Origin of the sequence: Oricola nitratireducens (assembly GCF_014904745.1) — a bacterium.
GTDB classification, from domain to species: domain Bacteria; phylum Pseudomonadota; class Alphaproteobacteria; order Rhizobiales; family Rhizobiaceae; genus Oricola; species Oricola nitratireducens.
Genome location: NZ_JACZCS010000023.1, coordinates 38,830 through 62,216, shown reverse-complemented (window position 1 = coordinate 62,216; position 23,387 = coordinate 38,830). Strand labels below are relative to the sequence as shown.

General features: G+C 65.1%; 20 protein-coding genes. 13 read left to right on the top strand and 7 right to left on the bottom strand.

What is annotated here, in order from left to right:
• Window positions 1-345: 345 nt before the first annotated feature.
• Entirely contained in the window at window positions 346-1,350 is a 1,005-nt protein-coding gene (locus IG169_RS12105) for a zinc-binding metallopeptidase family protein (RefSeq protein ID WP_193176471.1), read from the bottom strand.
• Between the two features lie 121 nt (window positions 1,351-1,471).
• Between IG169_RS12105 and IG169_RS12100 the strand changes: the two genes are divergently transcribed.
• The 7 genes from IG169_RS12100 to polX all read left to right on the top strand — a co-directional run bounded on the left by IG169_RS12100 (window position 1,472) and on the right by polX (window position 10,113).
• The gene (locus tag IG169_RS12100) at window positions 1,472-2,260 is read left to right on the top strand and encodes an SDR family oxidoreductase (protein ID WP_193176470.1); all 789 of its coding nucleotides are present in this window, start codon (window positions 1,472-1,474) and stop codon (window positions 2,258-2,260) included.
• Window positions 2,261-2,276: 16 nt separating this feature from the next.
• A complete protein-coding gene (locus tag IG169_RS12095; RefSeq protein WP_193176469.1) occupies window positions 2,277-2,909 on the top strand; it encodes a MarC family protein in 633 nt (210 codons plus the stop codon).
• 5 nt (window positions 2,910-2,914) lie between these two features.
• Window positions 2,915-3,706: an HAD-IIB family hydrolase gene (locus IG169_RS12090; RefSeq protein ID WP_193176468.1), complete on the top strand. Its 792-nt coding sequence runs from the start codon at window positions 2,915-2,917 to the stop codon at window positions 3,704-3,706.
• A 24-nt stretch (window positions 3,707-3,730) separates the two neighbouring features.
• Window positions 3,731-4,951 carry a glycosyltransferase family protein gene (locus IG169_RS12085; protein WP_193176467.1) on the top strand — a complete coding sequence of 407 codons (1,221 nt, stop codon included), beginning with the start codon at window positions 3,731-3,733 and terminating at the stop codon, window positions 4,949-4,951.
• 484 nt (window positions 4,952-5,435) lie between these two features.
• The gene (locus IG169_RS12080; RefSeq protein ID WP_193176466.1) at window positions 5,436-6,566 is read left to right on the top strand and encodes a zinc-binding dehydrogenase; all 1,131 of its coding nucleotides are present in this window, start codon (window positions 5,436-5,438) and stop codon (window positions 6,564-6,566) included.
• A gap of 76 nt (window positions 6,567-6,642) precedes the next feature.
• On the top strand, window positions 6,643-8,295 hold the full coding sequence (locus tag IG169_RS12075; protein WP_193176465.1) for an alpha-glucosidase: 1,653 nt from the start codon (window positions 6,643-6,645) through the stop codon (window positions 8,293-8,295).
• A 99-nt stretch (window positions 8,296-8,394) separates the two neighbouring features.
• Entirely contained in the window at window positions 8,395-10,113 is a 1,719-nt protein-coding gene (polX, locus tag IG169_RS12070) for a DNA polymerase/3'-5' exonuclease PolX (RefSeq protein ID WP_193176464.1), read from the top strand.
• Between the two features lie 6 nt (window positions 10,114-10,119).
• On the opposite strand, the gene IG169_RS12065 is transcribed toward polX, so the two are convergent.
• Entirely contained in the window at window positions 10,120-11,865 is a 1,746-nt protein-coding gene (locus IG169_RS12065) for a sugar phosphorylase (RefSeq protein ID WP_193176463.1), read from the bottom strand.
• 155 nt (window positions 11,866-12,020) lie between these two features.
• On the opposite strand from IG169_RS12065, the gene IG169_RS12060 reads away from it, so the two are divergent.
• The gene (locus IG169_RS12060; RefSeq protein WP_193176462.1) at window positions 12,021-13,175 is read left to right on the top strand and encodes a 6-phosphofructokinase; all 1,155 of its coding nucleotides are present in this window, start codon (window positions 12,021-12,023) and stop codon (window positions 13,173-13,175) included.
• Window positions 13,176-13,183: 8 nt separating this feature from the next.
• On the opposite strand, the gene IG169_RS12055 is transcribed toward IG169_RS12060, so the two are convergent.
• From IG169_RS12055 to IG169_RS12035, 5 genes are all read right to left on the bottom strand, one after another.
• Window positions 13,184-13,672 carry a GFA family protein gene (locus IG169_RS12055; RefSeq protein WP_246717338.1) on the bottom strand — a complete coding sequence of 163 codons (489 nt, stop codon included), beginning with the start codon at window positions 13,670-13,672 and terminating at the stop codon, window positions 13,184-13,186.
• Between the two features lie 64 nt (window positions 13,673-13,736).
• Complete coding sequence (locus IG169_RS12050; protein WP_193176461.1) at window positions 13,737-15,632, bottom strand: CHASE2 domain-containing protein; 1,896 nt, start codon at window positions 15,630-15,632, stop codon at window positions 13,737-13,739.
• Window positions 15,604-16,383 carry a FecR family protein gene (locus IG169_RS12045; RefSeq protein WP_193176460.1) on the bottom strand — a complete coding sequence of 260 codons (780 nt, stop codon included), beginning with the start codon at window positions 16,381-16,383 and terminating at the stop codon, window positions 15,604-15,606. Before IG169_RS12045 ends, IG169_RS12050 begins: the two co-directional genes overlap by 29 nt.
• Before the next feature lie 10 nt (window positions 16,384-16,393).
• Window positions 16,394-17,728 carry a tetratricopeptide repeat protein gene (locus IG169_RS12040; RefSeq protein ID WP_193176459.1) on the bottom strand — a complete coding sequence of 445 codons (1,335 nt, stop codon included), beginning with the start codon at window positions 17,726-17,728 and terminating at the stop codon, window positions 16,394-16,396.
• Window positions 17,729-17,893: 165 nt separating this feature from the next.
• Window positions 17,894-19,096 (bottom strand): pyridoxal phosphate-dependent aminotransferase, encoded by a 1,203-nt coding sequence (locus IG169_RS12035; RefSeq protein ID WP_193176458.1) that lies wholly within the window; start codon window positions 19,094-19,096, stop codon window positions 17,894-17,896.
• A gap of 186 nt (window positions 19,097-19,282) precedes the next feature.
• Here IG169_RS12035 and IG169_RS12030 point away from each other — a divergent pair, with 186 nt between their 5' ends.
• The 5 genes from IG169_RS12030 to IG169_RS12010 all read left to right on the top strand — a co-directional run bounded on the left by IG169_RS12030 (window position 19,283) and on the right by IG169_RS12010 (window position 23,107).
• Window positions 19,283-20,116, top strand: coding sequence for an EAL domain-containing protein (locus IG169_RS12030; protein ID WP_246717346.1), 834 nt, complete (start codon window positions 19,283-19,285; stop codon window positions 20,114-20,116).
• A gap of 11 nt (window positions 20,117-20,127) precedes the next feature.
• Window positions 20,128-20,760: a glutathione S-transferase family protein gene (locus IG169_RS12025; protein ID WP_193176456.1), complete on the top strand. Its 633-nt coding sequence runs from the start codon at window positions 20,128-20,130 to the stop codon at window positions 20,758-20,760.
• 161 nt (window positions 20,761-20,921) lie between these two features.
• Window positions 20,922-21,395: a hypothetical protein gene (locus IG169_RS12020; protein ID WP_193176455.1), complete on the top strand. Its 474-nt coding sequence runs from the start codon at window positions 20,922-20,924 to the stop codon at window positions 21,393-21,395.
• Window positions 21,396-21,456: 61 nt separating this feature from the next.
• Window positions 21,457-22,590 carry a PQQ-dependent sugar dehydrogenase gene (locus IG169_RS12015; protein WP_193176454.1) on the top strand — a complete coding sequence of 378 codons (1,134 nt, stop codon included), beginning with the start codon at window positions 21,457-21,459 and terminating at the stop codon, window positions 22,588-22,590.
• 13 nt (window positions 22,591-22,603) lie between these two features.
• Window positions 22,604-23,107 carry a DUF1499 domain-containing protein gene (locus IG169_RS12010; protein WP_193176453.1) on the top strand — a complete coding sequence of 168 codons (504 nt, stop codon included), beginning with the start codon at window positions 22,604-22,606 and terminating at the stop codon, window positions 23,105-23,107.
• Window positions 23,108-23,387: the final 280 nt, after the last annotated feature.

The window sequence follows — 23,387 nt, the reverse complement described above, 5'->3', positions numbered from 1 at the left end:
TTCACGCTGCGTGCAGCCCGGACGGGTGTCCGGGCTGTACCACCTAGGCGGGAGCCGGCGTTCCGGGCAATTCGGGCGATTCATCCTGTCCGGTCGCAGCGGCCATCAGGACATCCCATGCGCCCAACGGCGCCCGGCAATGCGAGCATGTCACGGGCTCGCCCCAAGGCAGGTTGATCGCCGTGATTTCATTGACCTTGTGACAGGCAGAACATGCGATCCGGACATTTCCGGAAACATGAGACTGCGGCATGGCAAATCCCCTTTCACCGCGCCTCCATGAGCCCGGCCGACTAGCGCTAATCCTCATCCTCGCGGCCGTCTATTAAATTTGACATAGCCATTTCATGGCGCCGGTCCCGTCCGCATCCAGCGATGCGCGAAACCCAGTTTCTCGCGTATGACCGGCGTCAGCACGAAGGGATAGATGTCCTCCAGTCCCATCGAACGGTTGACATGGTTCAGTGCGATGCCGAGCCCCGCCCCGATCGTCACCAGCCGCTCCGCATCCTGTTCTCCATAGGCATCGTAATCCGCGCCGGGCAGATCCGGCGCCGAAAGTCCCGTCGCAACGAAACTGTCGGTGATGTCGGTCAAATGCAGCAGATGCGCGAAAGTTTCGGCCCAGTCCTCGTGCGGATGGCTCGACGCGTAAGGCGTGACGTGCCGCACGTTCCAGTCGGCCGGCGGCCCGTCGCGGTAATGCCTTTGCAGCGCCTCGCCGTAATCCGCGCGCTCGTCGCCGAACAGCAGCCGGAAGCGATCCCCGATGCCGAATTGCGGGGCCAGCCGCTCCAGCATGAAGAAATGGCCGAGCTCGTGCCGGAAATGACCGATCATCGTCCGAAACCGTTCGCCGAGGGCCTCGCGCCGCTGAACCCGCTGCGCGTCATCGGCCTCGGTAACGTTGATCGTCACGACGCCGCCGGCATGGCCCATCGTCACCATTGCCGCGCCGGGCCCGGTCGCTTCCGCCAGGAGGTGAAATACCGGGCGCGGGCCGGGATCGGCCGAGGTCAGCCATCCCCACCGTGCGAGATTTGCCAGCACACGGCGTTTCGCCCGCTCGCTCTCGGCCCACAAACCGCGGTTCTCGCTATGGAATGTGTCAGGAATGACCTTCGTCATGACGCATGAATGGCAAAGCCATCCTTGCGAATCCGCCGCCCAGTTGCAGCCGATTTCGGCACGGTTGGCGCAGGCCCATTGAAGTTGCGTGAACCGGTCGCCCTCGACGTCATAGGCAACCTGTGCCCCGCATGAACAGGACAGGCTCTCGAAGGAGAGCGACCCGGCGCAGGCGGGACAGCGATGAATTCTCACGTCGGGCGCTCCCTGGATGATGTGCATTGTCCCACCGACATGAGGCGGGACAAAGATCAAGGCTCCGCTTGGGGATCAGTTCCCCGCCGCAGATCGAATTTCGCTTTACCGCTTTTCCGTGCCGCTGCGTCAGGGTAACAAGGTTGCCATGTCCCCGTCCCGTGAAAAACCATCCCTTGCCCTGTTTGATCTCACCGGCAAGACCGCGCTGATTACCGGCGCGGCCGGCGGCATCGGCGCGGTGCTCGCCCGCGGCCTCGCCGGCGCCGGCGCCCGCATCGTTCTCAACGGCCGCCGCCGCGAGAAACTCGAGGCGCTCGCCGGCGAACTGGAAAACGACGGATTTGCGGCCGGCATCCTCGTCTTCGACGTCACCGACCACGAAGCGACCCGGTCGGCGATCGACGCCTACGAGGCCGAAACCGGTCCGATCGACATCCTCGTCAACAATGCCGGCATCCAGATCCGCGGCCCGCTCGAGGATTACGATCCCGCCGATTTCGAGCGCATCATGGCAACCAATGTCACCGGCGTCTTCAACGCCGCGCAGGCCTGCGCGCGACACATGATCGATCGCCGCGCCGGCAAGATCGTCAACATCGCCTCGGTGCAGACCGCGCTCGCCCGCAAGGGCATCGCGCCCTACACCGCGACCAAGGGCGCGGTCGGCAATCTGACCAAGGGCATGGCGACCGACTGGGCGCAATACGGCATTCAGGCCAATGCCATCGCGCCCGGCTATTTCGATACGCCCCTGAACAAGGCGCTGGTCGAGGACGATGCCTTCTCCGCCTGGCTGGCCGCGCGCACGCCGGCCGGACGCTGGGGCAGGCTGGAGGAACTCGTCGGCGCCGCCGTCTTCCTCGCCTCCGACGCATCGAGTTTCGTCAACGGTCATGTGCTCTATGTCGACGGCGCGATGACGGTGTCGCTGTGACAGAAGGGACGCGCCCATGCTGACCGAAGCCGCATTGAGCACCCTGATCGCCGGGATTTTCTCGATGATGAATCCGATCGGCAATCTCGGCATCTTCGCCGGCATGACCGCCGACCGTTCCGAGGCCGAAGCGCGAAGGATCGCATGGACCTGCGCCGCCGCCGTCGCGGTCACGCTTCTCGTCGTGACATGGAGCGGCGGTCTGCTCCTCGAATTCTTCGGCATCAGCATCGATTCCCTGCGCGCGGCGGGCGGCGTGATCGTCCTCCTGATCGGCCTGCGCATGCTGTTCAACAACACCGACCACACCCAGACGCCGCAGGAGGCCGAAGAGGCGAAGGATCGCGATTCCATCGCCGTGGTGCCGCTCGCAATCCCCATCATCGCCGGCCCCGGCACCATGGCGGTCGTGCTCGTCGCCGCCCAGCAACATCCCTCCATTCTCGGCAAGGGCGAGATTTCCGGCGTCATCCTCGCCCTTTCGGTCTTTACCGGCCTGCTCATGAGCTTCGCCGCGCCGATTGCGAAACGCCTCGGCGAATCCGGGATCGGCGTCGTCACCCGCGTCATGGGCCTCGTGCTCGCCGCCATCGCCATGGGTCTGCTCGCCGAGGGCCTCAAGGGCATGTTGCCTGGACTGGCGGGATAGAACCGATGCCGGACGCACCGAAAGCCATCGTCTTTTCCGATCTCGACGGCACGCTGCTCGACCACGAGACATACTCCTGGGACGCGGCAAAACCGGCGCTTGCGCTGATGAAGGAGCGCGGCATCCCGCTCGTCCTCGCCAGTTCCAAGACGGCGGCCGAGATCGCCGGTCTGCGCGCCGAAATGAGCTTCGCCGACTGCCCCGCCATCGTCGAGAACGGCGCCGGCATCCTCGAACCCGGCGGCGAGGCGGCGGCGCATGGCGCCTCCGTCCATGCGAAGCTGATCGCCTTGCTCGACGAGATGCCGCTGCGGCTGCGCGAAAATTTCTCCGGCTTTTCCGACTGGAGCCTGAAGAAACTCGCCACCCGAACCGGGCTGTCCCTTGAGGCCGCGGCAAAGGCGGCAAATCGCTGTTTTTCCGAACCCGGCCTCTGGTCCGGAACCGACGAGGAGCGGTTCGAATTCGAGTTGCTGCTCGCCAGGAAAGGCGTCACCGCGCGACAGGGCGGGCGCTACCTGACGCTCTCCTTCGGGGCGACAAAAGCGGATCGCATGCGCGAAATCGCCGCGCGCTATGCCGAAGGCGGCGAGACGCCATACATGATCGCACTTGGCGACGCCCCCAACGATATCGAGATGCTGGAAACCGCGGACAGAGGCGTGATCGTCGCCAATCCGCACGCCGCGCCGCTGCCCGAGCTCGACGGCGAGAGCATTGGCCGCATCACCCGGACCGAAAAACCCGGCCCGCACGGTTGGAACGAATCCGTTCTGCGGATAATTGAAGAACTGTAGGACAGTCACGGGAGACGGCGGCGCATGGCGGATTTTCACCAGAACGGTCACGTGGCCACGCTGCACAACCTGCGCGCCGGCAATCCCGGCATGCTGGAACGCGAGCTCGAGGTCCTGTCCGCTCACCGCAAGATCACGCTGATTCTGCCCTCGCTCTATTCGGAACTACAGGGCCCGGCGCTCGCCAACATCGTCCAGGAACTCGCCGGCGCGCGTTTCATCGACCACATCATCATCGGCCTCGACCGCGCCAACGAGGACGAGTACCGCCACGCCCGCAGGTTCTTCTCCGTTCTGCCCCAGAACCACTCCATCCTTTGGAACGACGGCCCGCGCCTGCAGGCGATCGACGCGCGGCTGAAGGAAGCGGGCCTGTCGCCGGAAGAACCCGGCAAGGGCCGCAATGTCTGGTTCTGCATCGGCTACACGCTGGCGCGGCGTGATTCCGACGTGGTCGCCCTGCACGATTGCGACATCGTCACCTATTCGCGCGAAATGCTGGCGCGGCTGATCTATCCGGTCGCCAACCCGGCCTTTTCCTATCTCTTCTGCAAGGGCTTCTACGCCCGCTACGCCGACGGACGGATGAATGGGCGCGTCAGCCGCCTGCTCGTCACCCCGCTCCTGCTGGCGCTCACGAAAACAGTCGGCCACCGCGATTACCTGACCTATCTGGCCGCATTCCGCTATCCGCTCGCCGGTGAGTTCGCCATGCGCACGGCCATCCTGCCGGATATCCGCATTCCCTCCGACTGGGGCCTCGAGATCGGCGTGTTGTCGGAAGTCTGGCGCAACCTGTCGACCCGCCTCGTCTGCCAGGTCGAAATCGCCGACGCCTATGACCACAAGCACCAGCCGCTGTCGGAGGAAAATCCGCAGGACGGCCTGTCGCGCATGTCGATCGACATCTGCAAGGCGCTTTACCGCAAGCTTGCCACCGACGGCCTGGTCTTCAGCCAGGAGACCTTCCGCACCATCAAGGCGACCTATTACCGCGAGGCGCTCGACCTGATCGAGGCCTATTACAACGACGCGCGCATGAACGGCCTGCATGTCGACCGCCACGAGGAAGAGCGCGCCGTCGAACTCTTCGCCTCCAATATCGTCGAGGCCGGCCAGACCTTCATCGACAATCCGATGGAAACGCCCTTCATTCCGAACTGGAGCCGCGTCCAGGCCGCCGACCCGGACCTGATGCGCGACCTGCTGGAAGCCGTGAAGGCCGACGAAGCGGAATATGCCTGAGAAATGTCGACCCCGTGACCGAGGGGGGATGGTCACGGGGTCGCAAGAAAGGCAAACCGTGATTGGGGGGCGGTTTGCCAGGGGACCGGCGACGGTGGGTCTATGAACCGACGCCGTATTTCATGCAGTTGAACGATCCCAAGCGATGCCGGTTCGCTCATGGCCCGGAGTGTCCAGTCGCCGGGCCGTTTCTGCAATCTGCGTTCGCCTGGCGAGGAGATGCCGTTTCGCCGCAACCGCGTTCGCGTGACGGATTGGTCCCACGAGACGCGAAATCGCGCCAGATGGCATTTGCGATTTCGTGCCTTCGGGTCAGTAAAGATGTTTAACGGCTGGCAACCGTTTCCTGCTATTGCGTGCGACCTGTCCCGATTTGATACAAAATCCCGGATTTCGCCTCCAGCTTGCCGAAATAACCGCAGCTTTCGCCCGTTGCGGAAGCTTCATGCCGCGCGATAGTCTCCAGCCGCGGAGGGGCTAGTAGATGACGGACATTACATTCAAGGCGGCGGTTCTCGACGCCTGCACGACCGACAGACCCTTCACCGGAAGCAAGCCTTTGAAGCTGGAGACCGTTTCCGTCGGCGCGCCGGAAAGTCACGAAGTGCTGGTCAGGATCGACGCCGCCAGCCTGTGCCGGTCAGACCTTTCGGTCATCACCGGCGTGCGCGCATGGCCGATGCCGATCGTGCCGGGCCACGAGGCAAGTGGCACCGTTGTCGAGACCGGATCGGACGTCACCCGCTTCGCGCCCGGCGACCGCGTCGTCCTGGTCTATCAGCCGCAATGCGGCGCCTGTCCCTGCTGCATCGCGGGCGACGCATGGCTTTGCGAACCTGGCCTCGCCTCCAACCGCGCCGGCGAATTGCTCGATGGCGGCGTCCGCCTGTCCTGGAAGGGCGAGCGCCTGCATCACCACATGGGCCTGTCCGCCTTCGCCGAAATGGCCGTCGTTTCGGAACATTCTTTGGTCAGGGTCGATCGCGACCTCGATCCGCAGATCGCCGCGCTGTTCGGCTGCGCCGTCCTGTGCGGCGCCGGCAGCGTCATCAACACCGGCGGCGTCAGGCCGGGCGAAACCGTCGCCATCGCCGGTATCGGCGGCGTCGGCGCCAGCGCCATCCTCGGTGCGCGGCTTGCCGGCGCGCGCCGCATCGTCGCCGTCGACCCCGATCCGGAAAAACGCGAGACGGCGCTGTCGCTCGGCGCGACGGATGCCGTGCCGGCCGGACCGGACGCGGCGGCGCAGATCCTCGAGATGACCCATGGCGGCGTCGATTGCGCGCTGGAAACCGCCGGCCAGCTCGAAGCCTTCCAGACCGCCTACGGCGCGGCCCGGCGCGGCGGACGCGTCGTCACGGTCGGGCTCGTCAGCCCGAAAACGCCCTTCGCGCTCGATGTCGCGGCGCATGTCACGAGCGCCAAATCGGTCACCGGAAGCTACATGGGAAGCTGCAATCCGCTGATCGACATTCCGAAATTCGTCGATCTCTACCGGCGCGGGCACTTCCCCGTCGACCGGCTGATCACCGCGCGCATGCCGCTCGAGGAGGTCAACACGGCGCTTGAAGAAATGGCCGCGAGCCGCGCCCTGCGGCAGATCCTGACGCCGTGACATCCGCCACGCGTTGACACGGCCGCGAACCCTGATGCAAAGGGCGGATACGCGTCTCTTGCCGCAAGGATGTTCGATGCCCCGCCCCTACCGCGACGATCCGGACTGGTGGAAGGACGCCACCGTCTATCAAATCTATCCGCGCAGCTTCCGCGATTGCGACGGCGACGGCGTCGGCGACATTCCCGGCATCGTCTCGAAACTCGACTACCTTGCCGATCTCGGCATCGGCGTGATCTGGCTGTCGCCGGTCTATGCCTCGCCGATGGAGGACAATGGCTACGACATCTCCGATTACCGCGACATCGCGCCGGAATTCGGCACGCTGGCCGATATCGACCGCCTGATCGCCGAAGCCGAAAAGCGCGGCATCGGCATCGTCATGGACCTCGTCGTCAACCACACTTCCGACCGGCACGCATGGTTCGAGGCCGCCCGCTCGTCCCGCGACGATCCCAAGCGCGACTACTACGTCTGGCGCGACCCCGCCCCGGACGGCGGCCCACCCAACGGGTTGCGTTCATATTTCGGCGGCCCGGCCTGGAAACGCGACGAGGTGACGGGCCAGTATTACCTGCATCTCTTCGCCGCCGGCCAGCCGGACCTGAACTGGCAGAACCCGGTCCTGCGCGCCGAAATCCACGCCATGATGAACTGGTGGCTCGACCGCGGCATCGCCGGCTTCCGCATGGACGTGATCGACCTGATCGGCAAGGACCCGGACCGCGAGATCCTCAATAACGGCCCGCGGTTGCATGACTATATCCGGGAAATGCACCGCGAGACGCTTGCGGGGCGCAATGTGCTCACCGTCGGCGAGACCTGGGAAGCGACGCCGGAGATGGGCCTGTTGTTTTCCGGCCGCGACCGCCATGAACTCTCCATGGTTTTCCAGTTCCGGCATGTCACGAGCTTCTGGGGCGAAGCCGGCAAGTGGGACCCGAAACCCTTCGATCTCGTCACCTTCAAGCGCGCCCTTGACGACTGGCAGCGGGCGCTCGCGTCGGATGGCTGGAATTCGCTCTTCCTCTCCAATCACGACCTGCCGCGCGCCGTTTCCAAATATGGCGACGACACGCGCTACTGGCGCGAGTCCGCGACATTGCTGGCGACCGTCAACCACCTCATGCGCGGCACGCCCTATGTCTATCAGGGCGAGGAGATCGGCATGACCAATGCCGGCTTCACCGAAATCGGCCAGTACCGCGACGTCGAGACGCTCGGCCTCTACGCCGAACGCATGGCTGCGGGCGACGACCCCGCCGGCTTCCTGCGCGGCGCGGCCGCCAATGGCCGCGATAATGCCCGCACGCCAGTGCAATGGACGGCCGGGCCGAATGCCGGCTTCACCACTGGCACGCCATGGATCGGCGTCAACGCCAACCATGTCGCGATCAACGCCGAAGCGCAGATCGGCGACGACGCCTCCGTCCTCGCCCATTACCGGAAACTGATCGCGCTCCGCAAAACCCATCCCGTTATCGTCGACGGCGATTACCGCCCCTTCCTCGAGGACGATCCGCAGCTCTTCGTCTTCGCGCGCAATCTCGCCGGCACGCAGCTCGTCGTTGTCGCCAATTTCAGCGGCGAACCGGCCGCCTTCGAAACGCCGAGCGAACTGGAGATCGCGGGCGAATGCCTGATATCGAACCATGTGCCCCGCGACGCTGTCTCCGGCACGATGCGGCTCGCGCCGTGGGAGGCTTTCGCGGTCCTCGCCTCGACCTGATCCTTCGGACACACGAGTTAGAACCCGCCGCAGCGGCTCGGCGTTGCCGATAGTGGTCGGGGAGGGCTACTCTCCTGCAACGTCCAACGGGAAACAGCGATGCCGGTCCACAATGCCGATATAGCGGCCGCCTTCCGGCGTCTCGCCGACCTCCTGGAAATCGAGGGCGAAAATCCGTTCCGCGTGCGCGCCTACCGCAATGCCGCCGCCACCGTCGGCGGCCTGCCGCGCGATGCCGCCGGGATGATCGCCGACGGCGCCGACCTGTCGGAGCTTCCCGGCATCGGCGACGATCTCGCCGCCAAGATCGCCGAAATGGTCGAGAAAGGCTCGCTTCACCTGCTCGAAGAGATCGAGACCCGGGTTCCGCCCGGCCTGTCCGACATGGCCCGCGTTCCGGGCCTCGGCCCGAAACGCGTCAAGGCGATCCACGACGCGCTCGGCATCGATACGCTCGAGGCGCTCGAACGCGCCGCCCGCAAAGGCCGGCTGCGGACGTTGTCAGGCTTCGGCGCCAAGACCGAAAAGAACATTCTCGATCAGCTCGCCCGCTTCGAAGGCGTCGAGAAAAGGCTCCGCCTGATCGACGCCGAACACATCGCCGAACCGCTTGTCGCCTATATCCGCGGCATCGACGGCGTCAAACAGGCTGTCGTCGCCGGCAGCTACCGCCGCCAGAAGGAGACCGTCGGCGATCTCGATATCCTGGTAACGGCGAAGGACGGCGCCGCGGTCATTGCCCGCTTCGTCGCCTATGACGAGGTCGGCGACATCGTCTCGAAAGGCACGACGCGCTCCACCGTCATGCTGAAATCGCGCTTCCAGGTCGATCTGCGGGTGGTGCCGGAAGTCTCCTACGGCGCGGCGCTGTTCTATTTCACCGGCTCCAAGGCGCACAATATCGAGCTCCGCAAGCGGGCGATCAGACGGGGCTGGAAGCTCAACGAATACGGCCTCTTCGAAGGCGACGACCGCATCGCCGGCAAGACCGAGGAGGAGATCTACGAAAAACTCGCCCTCCCCTTTATCGTGCCGCAATTGCGCGAGAACCGCGGCGAGATCGAGGCCGCCGAAAAAGGCGCCCTGCCCGATCTGGTCTCGCTGCAGGATATTCGCGGCGACCTGCATTGCCACACCACGGCAAGCGACGGCAAATATTCGATCCGCGAGATGGCCGAGGCGGCGAAAGAGAGGGGCTATGCCTATCTCGGCATCACCGACCATTCGAAGAGCCAGACCGTCGCCGGCGGCATGAGCGAGGACGAGCTTGCCGCCCAGATCGACGAGATCGACGCGCTGAACGAGGAGCTCGACGGCATCCGCGTCCTGAAATCCTGCGAGGTCGATATCCTCTCCGACGGCAAGCTCGATTTTTCCGACAAGCTGCTTTCCCGGCTCGACTACACCGTCTGTTCGATCCACGGCGCGTTCAACCTGTCGCGCGAAAAGCAGACCGAACGGGTTCTGCGCGCCATGGACAACCCGCATTTCACCATTCTCGGCCATTCCACCGGTCGCCTGATCAACCAGCGCCCGCCTTACGATATCGACCTCGAAGCGGTCATGGACGCGGCCCGCGAACGCGGCTGCTATCTCGAACTCAACGCCCAGCCGAGCCGTCTCGACATCGACGACATCCACTGCAAGATGGCCAGGGACCTCGGACTGAAAGTGCCGATCTCCACCGATGCCCACTCGACCGACGGGCTGGAGATGATGCGCTTTGGCATCGCCCAGGCCGGGCGCGGATGGCTGGAGGCGAAAGACGTGCTCAACACGCTTCCGCTGGAAAAACTGCTGAAGGCGTTCGGGCGCTGACGGGCATCAGCCGCGGTTGGAAATCCACCGGCACTGATACGGCGCGAAGGTGATTTCGCCGCGCGACGGGTCGATCGCCTCGCCCGACAGCAGGTCCTTCCACTCCATCCCGGTGATCAAATTGACAGCCATCACCGGGATCGAGACCTCTTCCTTCGTGACGTTGTGAATGGCGAAGATCGACTGATCGCGGTCGAGGCTCTGGCGCCAGAAACCGAACAGCTGCTCGCCGAAATGCAGCGTGAACTGCGTCGCGTTCGGGTGGAACCCCGGCTGGCGCGCCCGGATGCGGATGCGCTCCTTCATCGCCGCCAGCACCCGCGCATGCTCGTTTTCCGGATCGTCGAGATACCAGCGCAATTCCGGATAGTCCCAGCGCTTGCGGTTGATAGCCCGGTTGTGGCCGGTCTTCTCGACGCCGGCATGGTCGTTGCCGGTGCCGAGCAGGGAATGGATGTAGAAGGCCGGGATGCCCTCCAGCCCCATCATGATCGTCTGGCTGGCGATAAAACGGTCGAACTGCCATTCGTCCTCGCCGTCGACCGTCCCCTTCATCGCCTCGTAGAAGGCGATGTTGAGTTCGTACGGCTTTTGCGTCCCGTCCGGCATGGAGCGCATGCTCACCAGCCCGCCGAAGCGCTGCACCGTGTCGATCACCCGGCCGAGCTCTTCCTCGTCGAGCAGGCCTTCCGCCGGGCGCATGCCGATCCCGTCATGCGAGGCGGTGAAATTCAGATAGGCGCAACCGAGCTGCGCCGGCGGCATCGCCATCTGCCAGGCATTGAGATAGCGCGACGTGCCGTTCATCAGCGCATGCAGCATCAGGGGCGGCAACGAGAAATTGTAGATCGCATGCGCCTCGTTGCGGTTGCCGAAATAGGACAGGTTCTCCGCGTTCGGCACATTGGTCTCGGTCAGCAGCACCACCCGCTCCTCGCAATAGTCCGCGAGCAGCCGCATCAGCCGCACGATCGCATGCGTCTGCGGCAGGTGAATGCAACTCGTGCCGATCTCCTTCCAGATGAACGCGACCGCATCGAGACGGATGATCCTGACCCCGTTGGCGATGTGCAGCCGCATGATCCGCAACAGGTCGACCAGCACGTCCGGATTGGCGAAGTTGAGATCGACCTGGTCGTAGGAGAAGGTGCACCAGACGTGCCGCGGACCGTTGGCGGTCTCCACCTCGCGCAACAGCGCATGCGCGCGCGGCCGCACCACGGCGGAGAGATCGTCGTCGGGCGAGGCCTCGAAGAAATATCTGTCGTACGGCTCGTGCCCTTGCAGATATTCGTTGAACCACTTCGACTGCGCCGACATGTGATTCAGCACCAGGTCCGACATCAGCCGGAAATGGTCGCCGATGCGGTTGATGTCGGCCCAGTCGCCGAGCGTCGAATTAACCTGCTCGTAATCGGTGACCGCGAAGCCGTCATCGGAAGTGAACGGGAAGAACGGCAGGATATGCACGCCGGTGATCGCGTCGGCGAGATAGCGCCGCAGGAAATCGCTCAGGAGGTCGAGCGGCTTGTGCTGGCCGTCCATCACCGAATTGCCATAGGTGATGACGACGGAATCCTTTTCCGACCACAGCGTGTTGCCGGGCTGGCGGGCGCGCTGGCGCGGGTTCTTTCCGTCCGGCCAGAACGCCTCGATGATCCGCCGCGACAGATGCGCGGCATCCTCGTCGGGATAGATTTCCTTGACGAGGCTCATCAGCTTCGCCCGCAACTGCGAATTGACCGCGATCATCCGTTCCGCAATGTCCCGCTACCGCACTGCACAAAAATGCATCGTGCCCCGATTTTGGGCGCATTTGCAAGAGCTGCACGAAAAGGGATAAACAAATCGATTTAAACCCGGCGGGACTTGCTCTAACATTACTTTCGCGAAACGAGGAGGCAGACATGCATCTGGGTATCCTGACGGGCGGCGGCGATGTTCCCGGCCTGAACTCGGCCATCAAGGCCGTCGTCAACGAAGCCTTTCATCATGGCTGGACCGTCACCGGCTTTCGCCGCGGCTGGGCCGGGCCGGTCGCGACCGATCCGCTCGATCTCGAAGGCACCGCCGCTTTCCGCCAGGAACTGACGCCGCAATTCGCGCGCACGATCGACCGTTCCGGCGGTACGATCCTGCATTCCTCGCGCACCCGCCCGTCGCGCATGAAGGCCGACGGCCTGCCGGCCCATGTGAAGAAGAAGACGCCGCACGCCGACGCCGGTTATGTCGACGCGACCGACCACGTGCTCGCCGTGATCGAGGCGATGAAGATCGACGTCCTGATCGCCATCGGCGGCGACGACACCCTGTCCTATGCCGCCGAACTGCACGAGCGCGGCGCGCCGACCATGTGCATTCCCAAGACCATGGACAACGACGTCTTCGGCACCGACTACTGCATCGGCTTTTCCACTTGCGTCACCCGCTCGGTGGAGATGATCCATCGCCTGCGCACCGCCGCCGGTTCGCACGAGCGCTTCCTGATCGTCGAGATGTTCGGCCGCAATTGCGGCATGACGGCGCTGTCCGCCGGCTATCTCTCCGACGCCGACCGCACGCTGATCGCCGAGATCCCCTTCGAGATGGAGCGCCTCGCCGAGCTGATGACGCGGGACCGCGCCGCCAACCCGTCGAACTACGCCGTCTGCGTCGTCTCCGAGGGCGCGATGGTAGCCGGCGAGCACATCATCGAGAAGGGCGAGGCCGACGCCTACGGCCACAAGAAGCTCGGTGGCATCGGCGAGCGCATCGGCGTCGGGCTGAAGGGCCTCACCGGCACCAACATGATGATCCAGAATCTCGGCTACCTGCTGCGCTCCGGCCCGCCGGACGCGGTCGACCTGATCGTCGCCAAGAATTTCGGCACCATGACCGTGCAGCTGATCGAGGAGGGAAAGACCGGCCTGATGATGTCAGTGACCGACGGCCACTACACGACCAAGCCCGCCAACATCTCCACGAAGGGCGAGCACCGCGTCAATGTCGCCGGCATGTACGACACGCAGAACTACCGGCCGAAGATCTCGAAGGTCGAGGGCACGACCATGTATCTGCGATAGGGCTGCGTTCAGGTTTCGCCGATCACGTGATGGCATTCATAGGCGATCGGTTCGATCGGCGCGCCGTCTTTGGTCGTTGCGTGCTCCCGGAACGTGTTGAAGCCCGCCGGAATGACGGTGCCGGTCTGCGCCATGTCGAGAAAGATGTGCTTTGAGATGGCTGGCGAGCGTTCGAACCAGTTCGGGTTGTCGAACGTTCCGGCGAAAACGCCGACGATGTCGGGAAACCGCTCAAACGTCATGAAGAGCTTCGTGCCGCATGTCTCGCAGAAATGGACATGGATGATTTTTCCGCTGCCTTCCGAGCGGTGGTCATAGGTCCTGGGTGTTCCTGCGGTCACCGCGAAAGCGCCCTTTTCGAAGATCGGTTCGACGAGATACGCGCCGCCGGTTCCCCTTTGGCAGAATCGGCAATGGCAGAACGTCACCCGCATCGGCGATTTGGTAACTGCGTAGCCGATCGCCCCGCACAGACAGCTTCCGTTTTCCATGTTCATCCTTGTCCCCCCGGGCTCCCGCCGATAACCGAGCCTATCGGAACGCCGGACCGGTGGCTATGACTCAGGCCGGACGGAACACCGCGCACGGCTTGTCCATGCCGCGCAGATGCACCTCGCCGAGCGGCGTCAGCGCGAAGCGCGTGCGCGCCGCCGCGCCCGGACCGATCAGCATCTCCTGGCCCATCTTCTTGGTCTCGGCCTCCAGCCGCGACGTCATGTTGATCGCCGGGCCGATCGCCGTGTAGTCGATGCGCCGCTCGGTGCCCATGTTGCCGACCGAGCAGACGCCGCTTTCGATCGCCGCGACGACCTCGATCGCCGGCAAGCCCCGCGCCTGCAATTGCGGATTGGCGACCTTCAGCGCCGCGATGATCGCCCGCGCGCAGTCGATGGCGCGGTCGGCATGGTCCGGCGCCTCCAGCGGCGCGTTCCAGAACGCCAGCACCGCGTCGCCCATATATTTGTCGATCGTGCCGCCGCGCGCGAAGATTTCGCGATTGGCGATCTCGAGGAAATGGTTGACCACCTCGACCGCCTTGTCCGCGCCGAGCGCCCCGCTCATCGCCGTGAAGCCGCGCACATCGACCAGCATCGCGGTGATCTCGCGGTCTTCCACTTTCAGCGCGGCGGCCGTGTCGGTCTCGGCGAGGTGGCGCACCACCTCCGGCGACAGGAATTGCGAGAACTGTTTCTGCAGTACGACGCGCCGCCGTTCCGCCTCGCGGTAAAGCGCGTAGCCCCCCGCCGCCCCCATCGCGAGCAGTCCCGCCGCCGGCTGCACCCCGTCCAGCAGCAGGTCGCGCGATGCATAGGCGTAAGCGCCGGCCGCAAGCGGCGCGGCGATCACCGGCGCCGAGGCCAGGACCGCCAGCAGCGGTCGCCGCGCCAGGCCGGTCAGGATCAGGAACAGAAGCAGGATTCCGCCGAGGAACAGCCCGCGCTCGATCGCGCGCGCATGCGGTGCCTCGAACAGATACCGCCCTTCGAGCATCTGGGTCGCGAGAATGGCGTGGATGTCGGCGCCGAGCCGGTGCCCGCCGCGCGCCGTCAGGTGATACTGGTCGATCCCCGCCGCATCGACCGCGATGATCGCGATCCGGCCGTCGAGCCCGTCCGCCCGGCCCGTGTCCAGCAGCCCCGTCGCCGAAACATGCGGCACCGGCACGGTCGTGTCGATGATGCGGATGCGCCCGTCGCCGCCGAGCGGGACAGTTACACCGCCGACGCGCACGGCGTCGCTCGGCAGGCCTTCGAGCCTGAGCGTGTAGCTCGGCGCGCCCTGCGCCACCCGCAGAAGTTCCATCGACAGTGCCGGCCACAGCCGCGTCTCGCCGCCCGGCGTTTCCGCCCACACCAGCGGCACCTTGCGGATCACGCCGTCGGCGTCCGGCAGCGTGCGCACGATCCCGAGCCCGCTGGCCGCCTCGGCCAGGTCCGGCAACGGCGCGATGCCGCCCGGCACCGCTTCGGCCGCCGCCGGATCGAGCCCGACGACCGTCCAGCCGGCCTTTTCGCCGATTTCGATCGGCCCCGCCGAGGGATCGAGCGACATGGCGAGTAGCGAGGGCGCGCGGGCAAGCGCCCGGGCGAAGGCGGCATCGCTTGCCGCCCCGTCCGCGCCGGAGTCCGGTTCCGCGAAAAACAGGTCCAGCCCGACCGCCGCCGCGCCGCTTGAGGTCACCGCGTCGACGAGCTTTCCGATCTCGGCGCGCGGCCACGGCCAGCGTCCGAAACGCGCCAGGCTTTCCTCGTCGATCGCGACGATCGCGACCTGGTCGAGATCGAGCTCGATCGGGGAGACGGACTGATAGGTGTCGTAGGTCTTTTCGCGCAGGCCCGCAAACATGCGGTCGAAGGCGACATGCGCGCCGAACAGCAGCACCGCGAGAACGGCGAACGGGACGATCAGGCCCCGCGGGCCGAAATGTCTAGCGCTTGGGGTAGTCGTCGTATCCACCCGACGGATTGCCCATGTCTGTTCCGTTGCCGGTGTGGGTTCCGGGCCGCGGCAGCCCGCCGTCGCGCGAGTTGCACATTGCCGTGGCCGCCGCGCTGGCGCAATGGGCGCCGCCGTAATTGCCGCCGCCTCCGGGCGCGCCCTGGCCCTGGTTGGCCGGCGTCACCATCTGGCGGCCATTATTGGCGATATGCCGGATCTCGAGCGTCTGCCCGTCCGAGATGCACGACATGCCGGGCTTGGTCACGGTCCTTTTCTTCTTGCCGACCTTGCACACCATCAGCCCGCCGCGCAGCGTCGCGATCGACTGGTTGCCGATGACGGCGAGATCGACGATGCCGCCGCGCACGCCGAGAACGATATGCGGCGTGCGCACTTCCGACGATCCACGCTTCGATATCTGGCCGCCATAGATGCGTGCGAGGCCGCTGGTCTGGCGCAGCCGGATCTTGCCGTTGCGGCGCGCCGGATCGTAGACGAACTCGTCGATGGTCAGCACCGCGTTCGGGCCCATCCGCGCGCTCGATTCGTCCTCGAAGACGATCACGCCGGAGCCGCTGGCATTGCTCGCCAGCCGGTCGCCGAGCGAAACCGCGCTGCCCGCCGCCATCCGCGAACCGCCGCGCGAGATCGTCGCCTTTTCGGCCGTCAGCGTTCCGACGCCCTCGGCCTGCGCGGCCTGCGGCAGGACGGCACCCGCCGTCACCAGCGCGGCGATCGCAAAACCCCTGATTGTCGTCGCTGCGTGCATCGTCACATCCTCAGTTGAACCTGTAGGTCAGGCCGGCCCTTGCGCCCCAGGTCTCGCCGCTTCGGTCGACCGAGGGAAAGACCGTGTCGGTCAGCTTTTCCTCGCCGTAGGATACGCCGAAACCGAGTTCGACATGTGTGGCAATTTGCACAGTGTGGTCCCAGAAGATCTCCCATGCTTCCCGGTCGGCCAGATCCGCGTTGGGCGATCCGAGGCTCGTCACCGAGGTGTAGTCGAGGATGCGTTCGCGCGAATAGCGCACGCCCGCCTCGTGCACCCAGCTGCGCCCGTCGGCGAAGACATGCAGCAAATGCGAAACCGATGCGCCGACTTCCACGCCATGGGCGTTGAAGTCGAACGATCCGTCGGTGAAGGCGCGCGGCGTCGTGCCCCAATCGTAATAGCCGGAGACATGCGCGCCGACGGCGACGCCGGGCGCGATCCGGAGGTCTCCCGTCAATCCCGCGCGCATCCGGCGGTCGCTGTAGAGGCCATGCGAATTGCCGAGCCAGCCATAGCCGAGATTCGCCTTGATCTGGCTTTCCACCGTCGGCTGGACGGAGACCACCGTTTCCGCGCCATATTCCTGCAGATCCCGTCCGCCGCCATAGGTCTGGAACCGGCCGTAACCGCCAACATCGAGCCGCAGCGTGTCGATGATGTCCGGAAGCCCCTTCGAAAAGGTGATGTTGAAATGCCCCGCCTTGGCGTCGAACGCGCTCAGGCTGCCGATGAAATCCGGGTCGCCGAGACTGCGCCCGTAGAGCAGCGCGCCGCCGAAGCGGATCTCGTCGCGCGTCGCGGTCTGCAGGTCGCGGATGATGACGCCCTCGATCGAACCGTAGGGCGAGGTCAGTTCCTCGCTGTCGTTGGGGCCGGACAGCCCGATCTTTTGCGTCGTGTTCTCGTAGGCGCCGCCGGCGCTGACCGCCATGCGGATCTCGAGGCCGCGCTGGCCGCGTTCGACGCGCGCCTTGAGTTCCTCGATTTCCTTCGCGAAATCCTCCCAGCCGGGCGTCAGCAGCGCCTGTTCGAGATGCGCGGCGGCGGTGTCGTAATCGGCGATCTGGTAATAGATGCGCGCCAATGCCAGCCGCGCGCCGAGATCGTTCGGCGTGCGGAAGATGATCTCCTCCAGCGTCGAAAGGGCCTGGTCGTATTGCCCGCGCCGCGCCGCCTCGACGACGAAATTGTCCAGCGAAGCGCGGTCGCCTGTTTCGCTCACCCGGCGTTCGAAGGCATTGTGGTAGCTGATGGAGTCGGCCAGCGCCGGCAGCGCGACCATGGCCGGAATGGCGGCCAACGCAAACCGCGACAGATGACGGAATCGGTTGATCCGTTTCATGCTGCGACGCACCCTCGTGTTTCCGTTCTGCCCCGCAGCGCTTATAGCCCGCAAGAAACGGTCAGTTCCAGTGCAATTGCGCCACACTCGTGTGCTTACGCAAGGGGATTGCGCGTAAAAATTGTTGTCCCGGCGCCACGAAGGGCGCCGGATCGCATTGGCCGGTCAGCGGCAATTGCCGCAGAAACGCTGGATGCGCTTGCAGGCTTCCTCCAGCAATTCCTCCGACGTCGCATAGGAGATGCGGAAGTTCGGCCCGAGCCCGAACGGCTCGCCATGCACCACGGCGACGCCTTCCGCTTCCAGCAGCTCGCTGACGAAATCCTTGTCGTTTTCCATCACCTTGCCGGACGGCGCCGTCTTGCCCATCAGCCCCGCGCAGGACGGATAGACGTAGAACGCGCCTTCCGGCGTCGGGCATTCGATGCCTTTTGCCTGGTTCAGCATCGAGACGACGAGGTCGCGCCGCCGCTGGAAGATTTCCTTGTTGCGGCCGATGAAGTCCTGCGGCCCGTTCAGCGCCTCGACCGAGGCCCATTGCGCGATCGAGCAGGCGCCCGAGGTCTGCTGGCTCTGGATCATGTCCATCGCCTTGATCAGCTCGATCGGTCCCGCCGCATAGCCGATGCGCCAGCCGGTCATCGCATAGGCTTTCGAGACGCCGTTCATCGTCAGCGTGCGGTCCTTCAGGCCCGGCTCGACCTGCACCGGTGTCACGAACTCGAAATCGCCATAGACGAGATGCTCGTACATGTCGTCGGTCAGCACCCAGACATGCGGATGGCGCATCAGCACGTCGGTCAGCGCCTTCAGTTCGTCACGGCTGTAGGCAGCGCCCGACGGGTTCGACGGCGAGTTGAAGATGAACCACTTGGTCTTCGGCGTGATCGCCGCTTCCAGCGCGTCCGGCGTCAGCTTGAACGCGTTTTCCTGCGTCGTTTGCGCCGGCACCGGGTTGCCGCCGCACAACAGCACCATTTCCGGATAGGACACCCAGAACGGCGCCGGGATGACCACCTCGTCGCCCGGGTTCAGCGTCGCCATCAGCGCGTTGAACAGGATCTGCTTGCCGCCGGTCGCGACAATCGTCTGCGTCCAGTCGTAGTCGAGATCGTTCTCGCGCTTGAATTTGGCGGCGATCGCCTTGCGCAATTCCGGGATGCCGGAGACCGGCGTGTACTTCGTTTCGCCGCGATTGATCGCCTCGATCGCGGCCTTCTTGATGTTGTCCGGCGTGTCGAAATCGGGCTCCCCGGCGCCGAGGCTGATCACGTCGCGGCCCGCGGCTTTCAGTTCCCGGGCCTTCTGGGCCACGGCGATGGTGGCGGAGGGTTGCACGCGGGAAAGAATGTCGGCGAGGAAAGCCATGTCGGTGTCTCCTGAGAAAGTTGGCGCGCCCCTGTCCGGACGGCGGATGCTATCTGCTCCATTACCGCCAAATGCGCAAGCGTTGCAGGCCCGCTGGAAACGCGCTAACCCTTGATTAACTATAAATTCATCGCTTCGCGCGCATTTTGGGCACGGCAGGCGAAGGAGACACCAGCTTTGTCCGACATGCCCCCCTTCGAAATCGGCAGGCGCGATAACGGGACGTTCTTCGCCCGGCACGGCGATTTCGTCCTGCAGACCGCCTTCCAGCCGATCTTCCGTTTCGAGAAGGGCCGCATCGTTCCCGTCGCCTGCGAGGCGCTGCTGCGCGTGAGCCGCAACGACGTCCCGGTCTTGACCGACGCCTTTTTCGCGATGCTCGATCCGGCCGAATTCCGCGCCCTGGAGCCGGAACTGCGCCGCCTGCATATCCGCAATGCCTGCCACCTGCCGGCCGACATGCGCCGCCTGTTCCTGAATTTCGATCCCGGCGTGCTGGACGACCCGGCCGACTTCGAGACCCAGTTGCGCATCCTCGGCGACGAATTGCGCGATGCCGGCATCGCGCCCGCCGACATCGTCTGCGAGATCACCGAGGCGGAAACCCGCAGCAGCGAAGCGCTGACGCATTTCGCCTACGAATTGCGCGCCCGCGGCTACCGGGTCGCCGTCGACGATTTCGGCGCGCAGGCCTCGCGCCTGCAGCGCGTCGCTGCGCTGGCGCCCGACATCGTCAAGTTCGACGGCGCGCTGGTGAAGCGCCTGATGGCGACAGAGGCCGGCGTCGCCGCGCTGCGGATGCTGATCTCCCGCTTCCGCAAGGACGGCATTGTCTGCATCCTCGAAGGCCTCGAGGCGCTATGGGAAGTCGGCGTCGCCGAAACGACAGGCGCCGAGATGGTCCAGGGCTTCGTGCTTGCCGCGCCGCGGCTTGCCGGACTGGATCTCGCCGCCTGGATCGCGCAGTACCAGCCGCTCCCCGAGGAACCGGCCATCCGGGTAGCCAAGCGGTCCCGCTGAAGGTTTCCGGCATGATCACGCTCTATTCGATGCCGAGTTCCGGCAACTCCTACAAGGTGCGCCTGCTGCTCGCGTTTCTGGGCGTCCCCTACCGCCATGTCGACGCCGAATACGGCAGCGGGCTGACCGAAACACCCGAATTCCGCGCCCTGAACCCGGCCGGCAAGGTGCCGCTTCTGGTCCTCGAAGACGGCCGCCTCCTGTCGGAATCCAACGCCATCCTGCTCTATCTCGCGCATGGCACGCGGTTCCTGCCGGACGACGCTTACGAACAGGCGCTGTGCCACCAGTGGATGTTCTTCGAACAGAACGCCCACGAGACCTCCGTCGCCGTGCGCGCCGCGATCCTGACCTATCCGCAGCGCGCCCATCTGCGCACGCCCGACCGTCTCGATCCGCTGCTCGAAAGCGGCCACCGCGCGCTCGGCGTCATGGAAGCCCGGCTCGAAAAGACGCCGTATCTGACCGGCGACCGGCTGACCGTCGCCGACATCTCGCTTTACGGCTACACCCACAGCGCCGGCGCCAAGGGCGGTTTCGAGATGGCCCGCTTTCCGGCGATCGATGCGTGGCTGGAGCGAATCGCTGCCGAACCCGGCCATGTGCCGTTGTCGTTTGTCCCGGAAGCGCAAGCGAATTCGTAAACGTTTCGGTAACAAACTTCTTCAAATTGCCACAAAATCTCCCGCTGCGCGCCGCTTTGTCTCCGCGAACAGGTCGAATTCGCAACCGACTGTGAGCATGCGCACAGATTCGTGCCCGAATACCGGATTGAAGAGGCCGGCCAAGACCGGAGTGGGAAAAAATGTTCACGGCTTCAAGACGCATCCGAAACGAGCGGACCAGCCACAACAGGAGGACGACGGCGCTCATCATCGCCGTGCTGATCCTCGCCAACGCCGCGGCGATCGTCGGCCTCGGTTCGAGCGCGCGCGCGGAAGGATTTCCCAATGCGCTGCGATACGCGCCGATGACATGGGAAAAAGAGGCTCCGCCGCTGCCCGAAATATCCGGACCGCACCCCAAACCGGCACAGACCGCGACAATCGCCCCGGTCGAGCGCCATTTCCTCGAACCGGCGGCCTCGGCCACGACGACGGCGCATGAGTTCGCGCAGGTCCGCACGACGGCCCGTTCGGCGGCGACCGGCGACAGCCGCTTCCTGCTGATCGCGCTGATGACCGTCGCGCTCGGCACCATGGCCGGCGTCAGCATCCACATGTTCCGCACGCTCGCCCGCGAGATTTCCGAAGCCGAGCGCAAGCGCGCCCGCCTCTGAAAACAAAGCCGGATGTGGAGGGCTTGGCGCGCCGGCGTTCGCGACTAGATAACCGGTCGTCATGAAACATTTCGCCCTCCCGCTCGCCTTTGTCCTGGCGTCGGCCGCCCTCCCGGCCGCCGCCGAAACCGTCACTGAAACCACCGAAAAGGCGGACATCGCCGCGTCGGTCGTCGCCACCGGTCTCGCCCACCCGTGGGGCATGGATTTCCTGCCCGACGGGTCGATCCTCGTCACCGAGCGCGAAGGCGCGATGCGCGTCGTGCGCGACGACGTCCTGTCGGAACCGGTTTCCGGCCTCCCCGAAATCGCAGTCGCCGGACAGGGCGGCCTGCTCGATGTCGCGCTCGCGCCCGATTTCGGGAAGACCGGCGAGGTCTTCTTCACATTCTCCGAGCCGGGCCCCGGCGGCGCCGGCACCGCGCTGGCGAAAGCGGTCCTCCGGGACTGGGACACGGCCAGGCCGCGTCTTTCCGAAGTGGAGACGGTCTTTTCGATGAACCGCAAGTCGGACACCACGCACCATTTCGGCTCGCGTATCGCCTTCGCGCCCGACGGCACCGTCTTCGTCACCACCGGCGACCGCGGCGATTCCGCCCGCGCCCAGGATTTCGGCGATCACGCCGGTTCGGTGATCCGTATCAACCGCGACGGTTCCGCCCCCGCCGACAATCCCTTCGCCGGCGATACGAAGGCCGCGCCGGAAATCTGGTCAAAGGGCCATCGCAACATCCAGGGCGCGGATCTCGATGCGGAGACGGGTATCTTTTGGACCGTTGAACACGGTGCGCGCGGCGGCGACGAGATCAACCGCCCGCAGGCCGGCCTGAATTACGGCTGGCCGGAAATCTCCTACGGACGCCATTATTCCGGCGCGCAGATCGGGTCCGGCACCCGCGCGCCCGGCTACGAACAGCCCGAATATTACTGGGATCCGTCGATCGCCCCGTCCGGTCTCGCCGTCTATCGCGGCGCGATGTTTCCCGAATGGGACGGCGATCTCCTCGTCGGCGCGCTGAAATACCAGCTGCTCGCCCGCCTGGACCGCGACGAAGCCGGCGCGATCGTCGCCGAGGAACGCATGCTGAAAGGCAAGTTCGGCCGGATCCGCGACGTCTCCGTCGCCCCCGACGGCTCGATCTATCTTCTCACCGACGACGATCCCGGGTCGATCGTCCGCATCATCCGCAACTGAAGTGGTAAAACTCATGCTGACGATTGCGCTCGCCATCGCCGCGGCTCTTCTGGCCGCGGTTCTGGTCTTTGTCGCCTATGGCCGCGCCGAAACCTGGACGTACATTTTCGGCAATCCCGATCTCGGCCAGTTCGATCGGGCGGATCCCGTCCGCTCACCGTCCCCGAACGATGCGCTCCTGTGCACGCCCGGCCTGTGCGGATCGGCGGAAGTGGACGCTACTCTGCCGGAATACGATGCGACGCCGGCGGAGCTGATCGCGCGCATCGACGATGCAATGCGTAAATCCGGCGCGATCTACCGCCGCGTCGACGACGGCTCGGATCCCGCGAAGGCGCGTTACGTGACGCGGACGCCGCTGATGCGTTTTCCCGACACCAATTCGTTCGAGGCCGTGCCGCTGCCCGGCGGGCGCACCGGTCTCGTCGCCTATGCCCGCGCGCAGATCGGCCGCGGCGACATGGGCGTCAACCGCGCCCGGTTGGAGAAGATAACCGCCGCGCTTGCCAGCGGCTAGCCGTTTATCTTTAAATGGAATCGTTTGAACGCCGGGATTTCGTGGCCTGGCAAGGAGCGTGAGGCGACGCGGTGCAAGCACCGCTAGCTTCGCGCGACGCCGTCCATGACTGGAAAGACCAAGTTCACACGATTGCAGTTTGGAACGAAGTTCCAAAGCCTTGCCGGCTTGGATGGCTTTTCCGCCCCGTCAGCGTCGAAATCCTCGCGCGATATTCATATCGCGCTGCGGTGTTCTCCTTGCCGGAACGAAAAATCCATTCCATCAAACTGCTTCCATT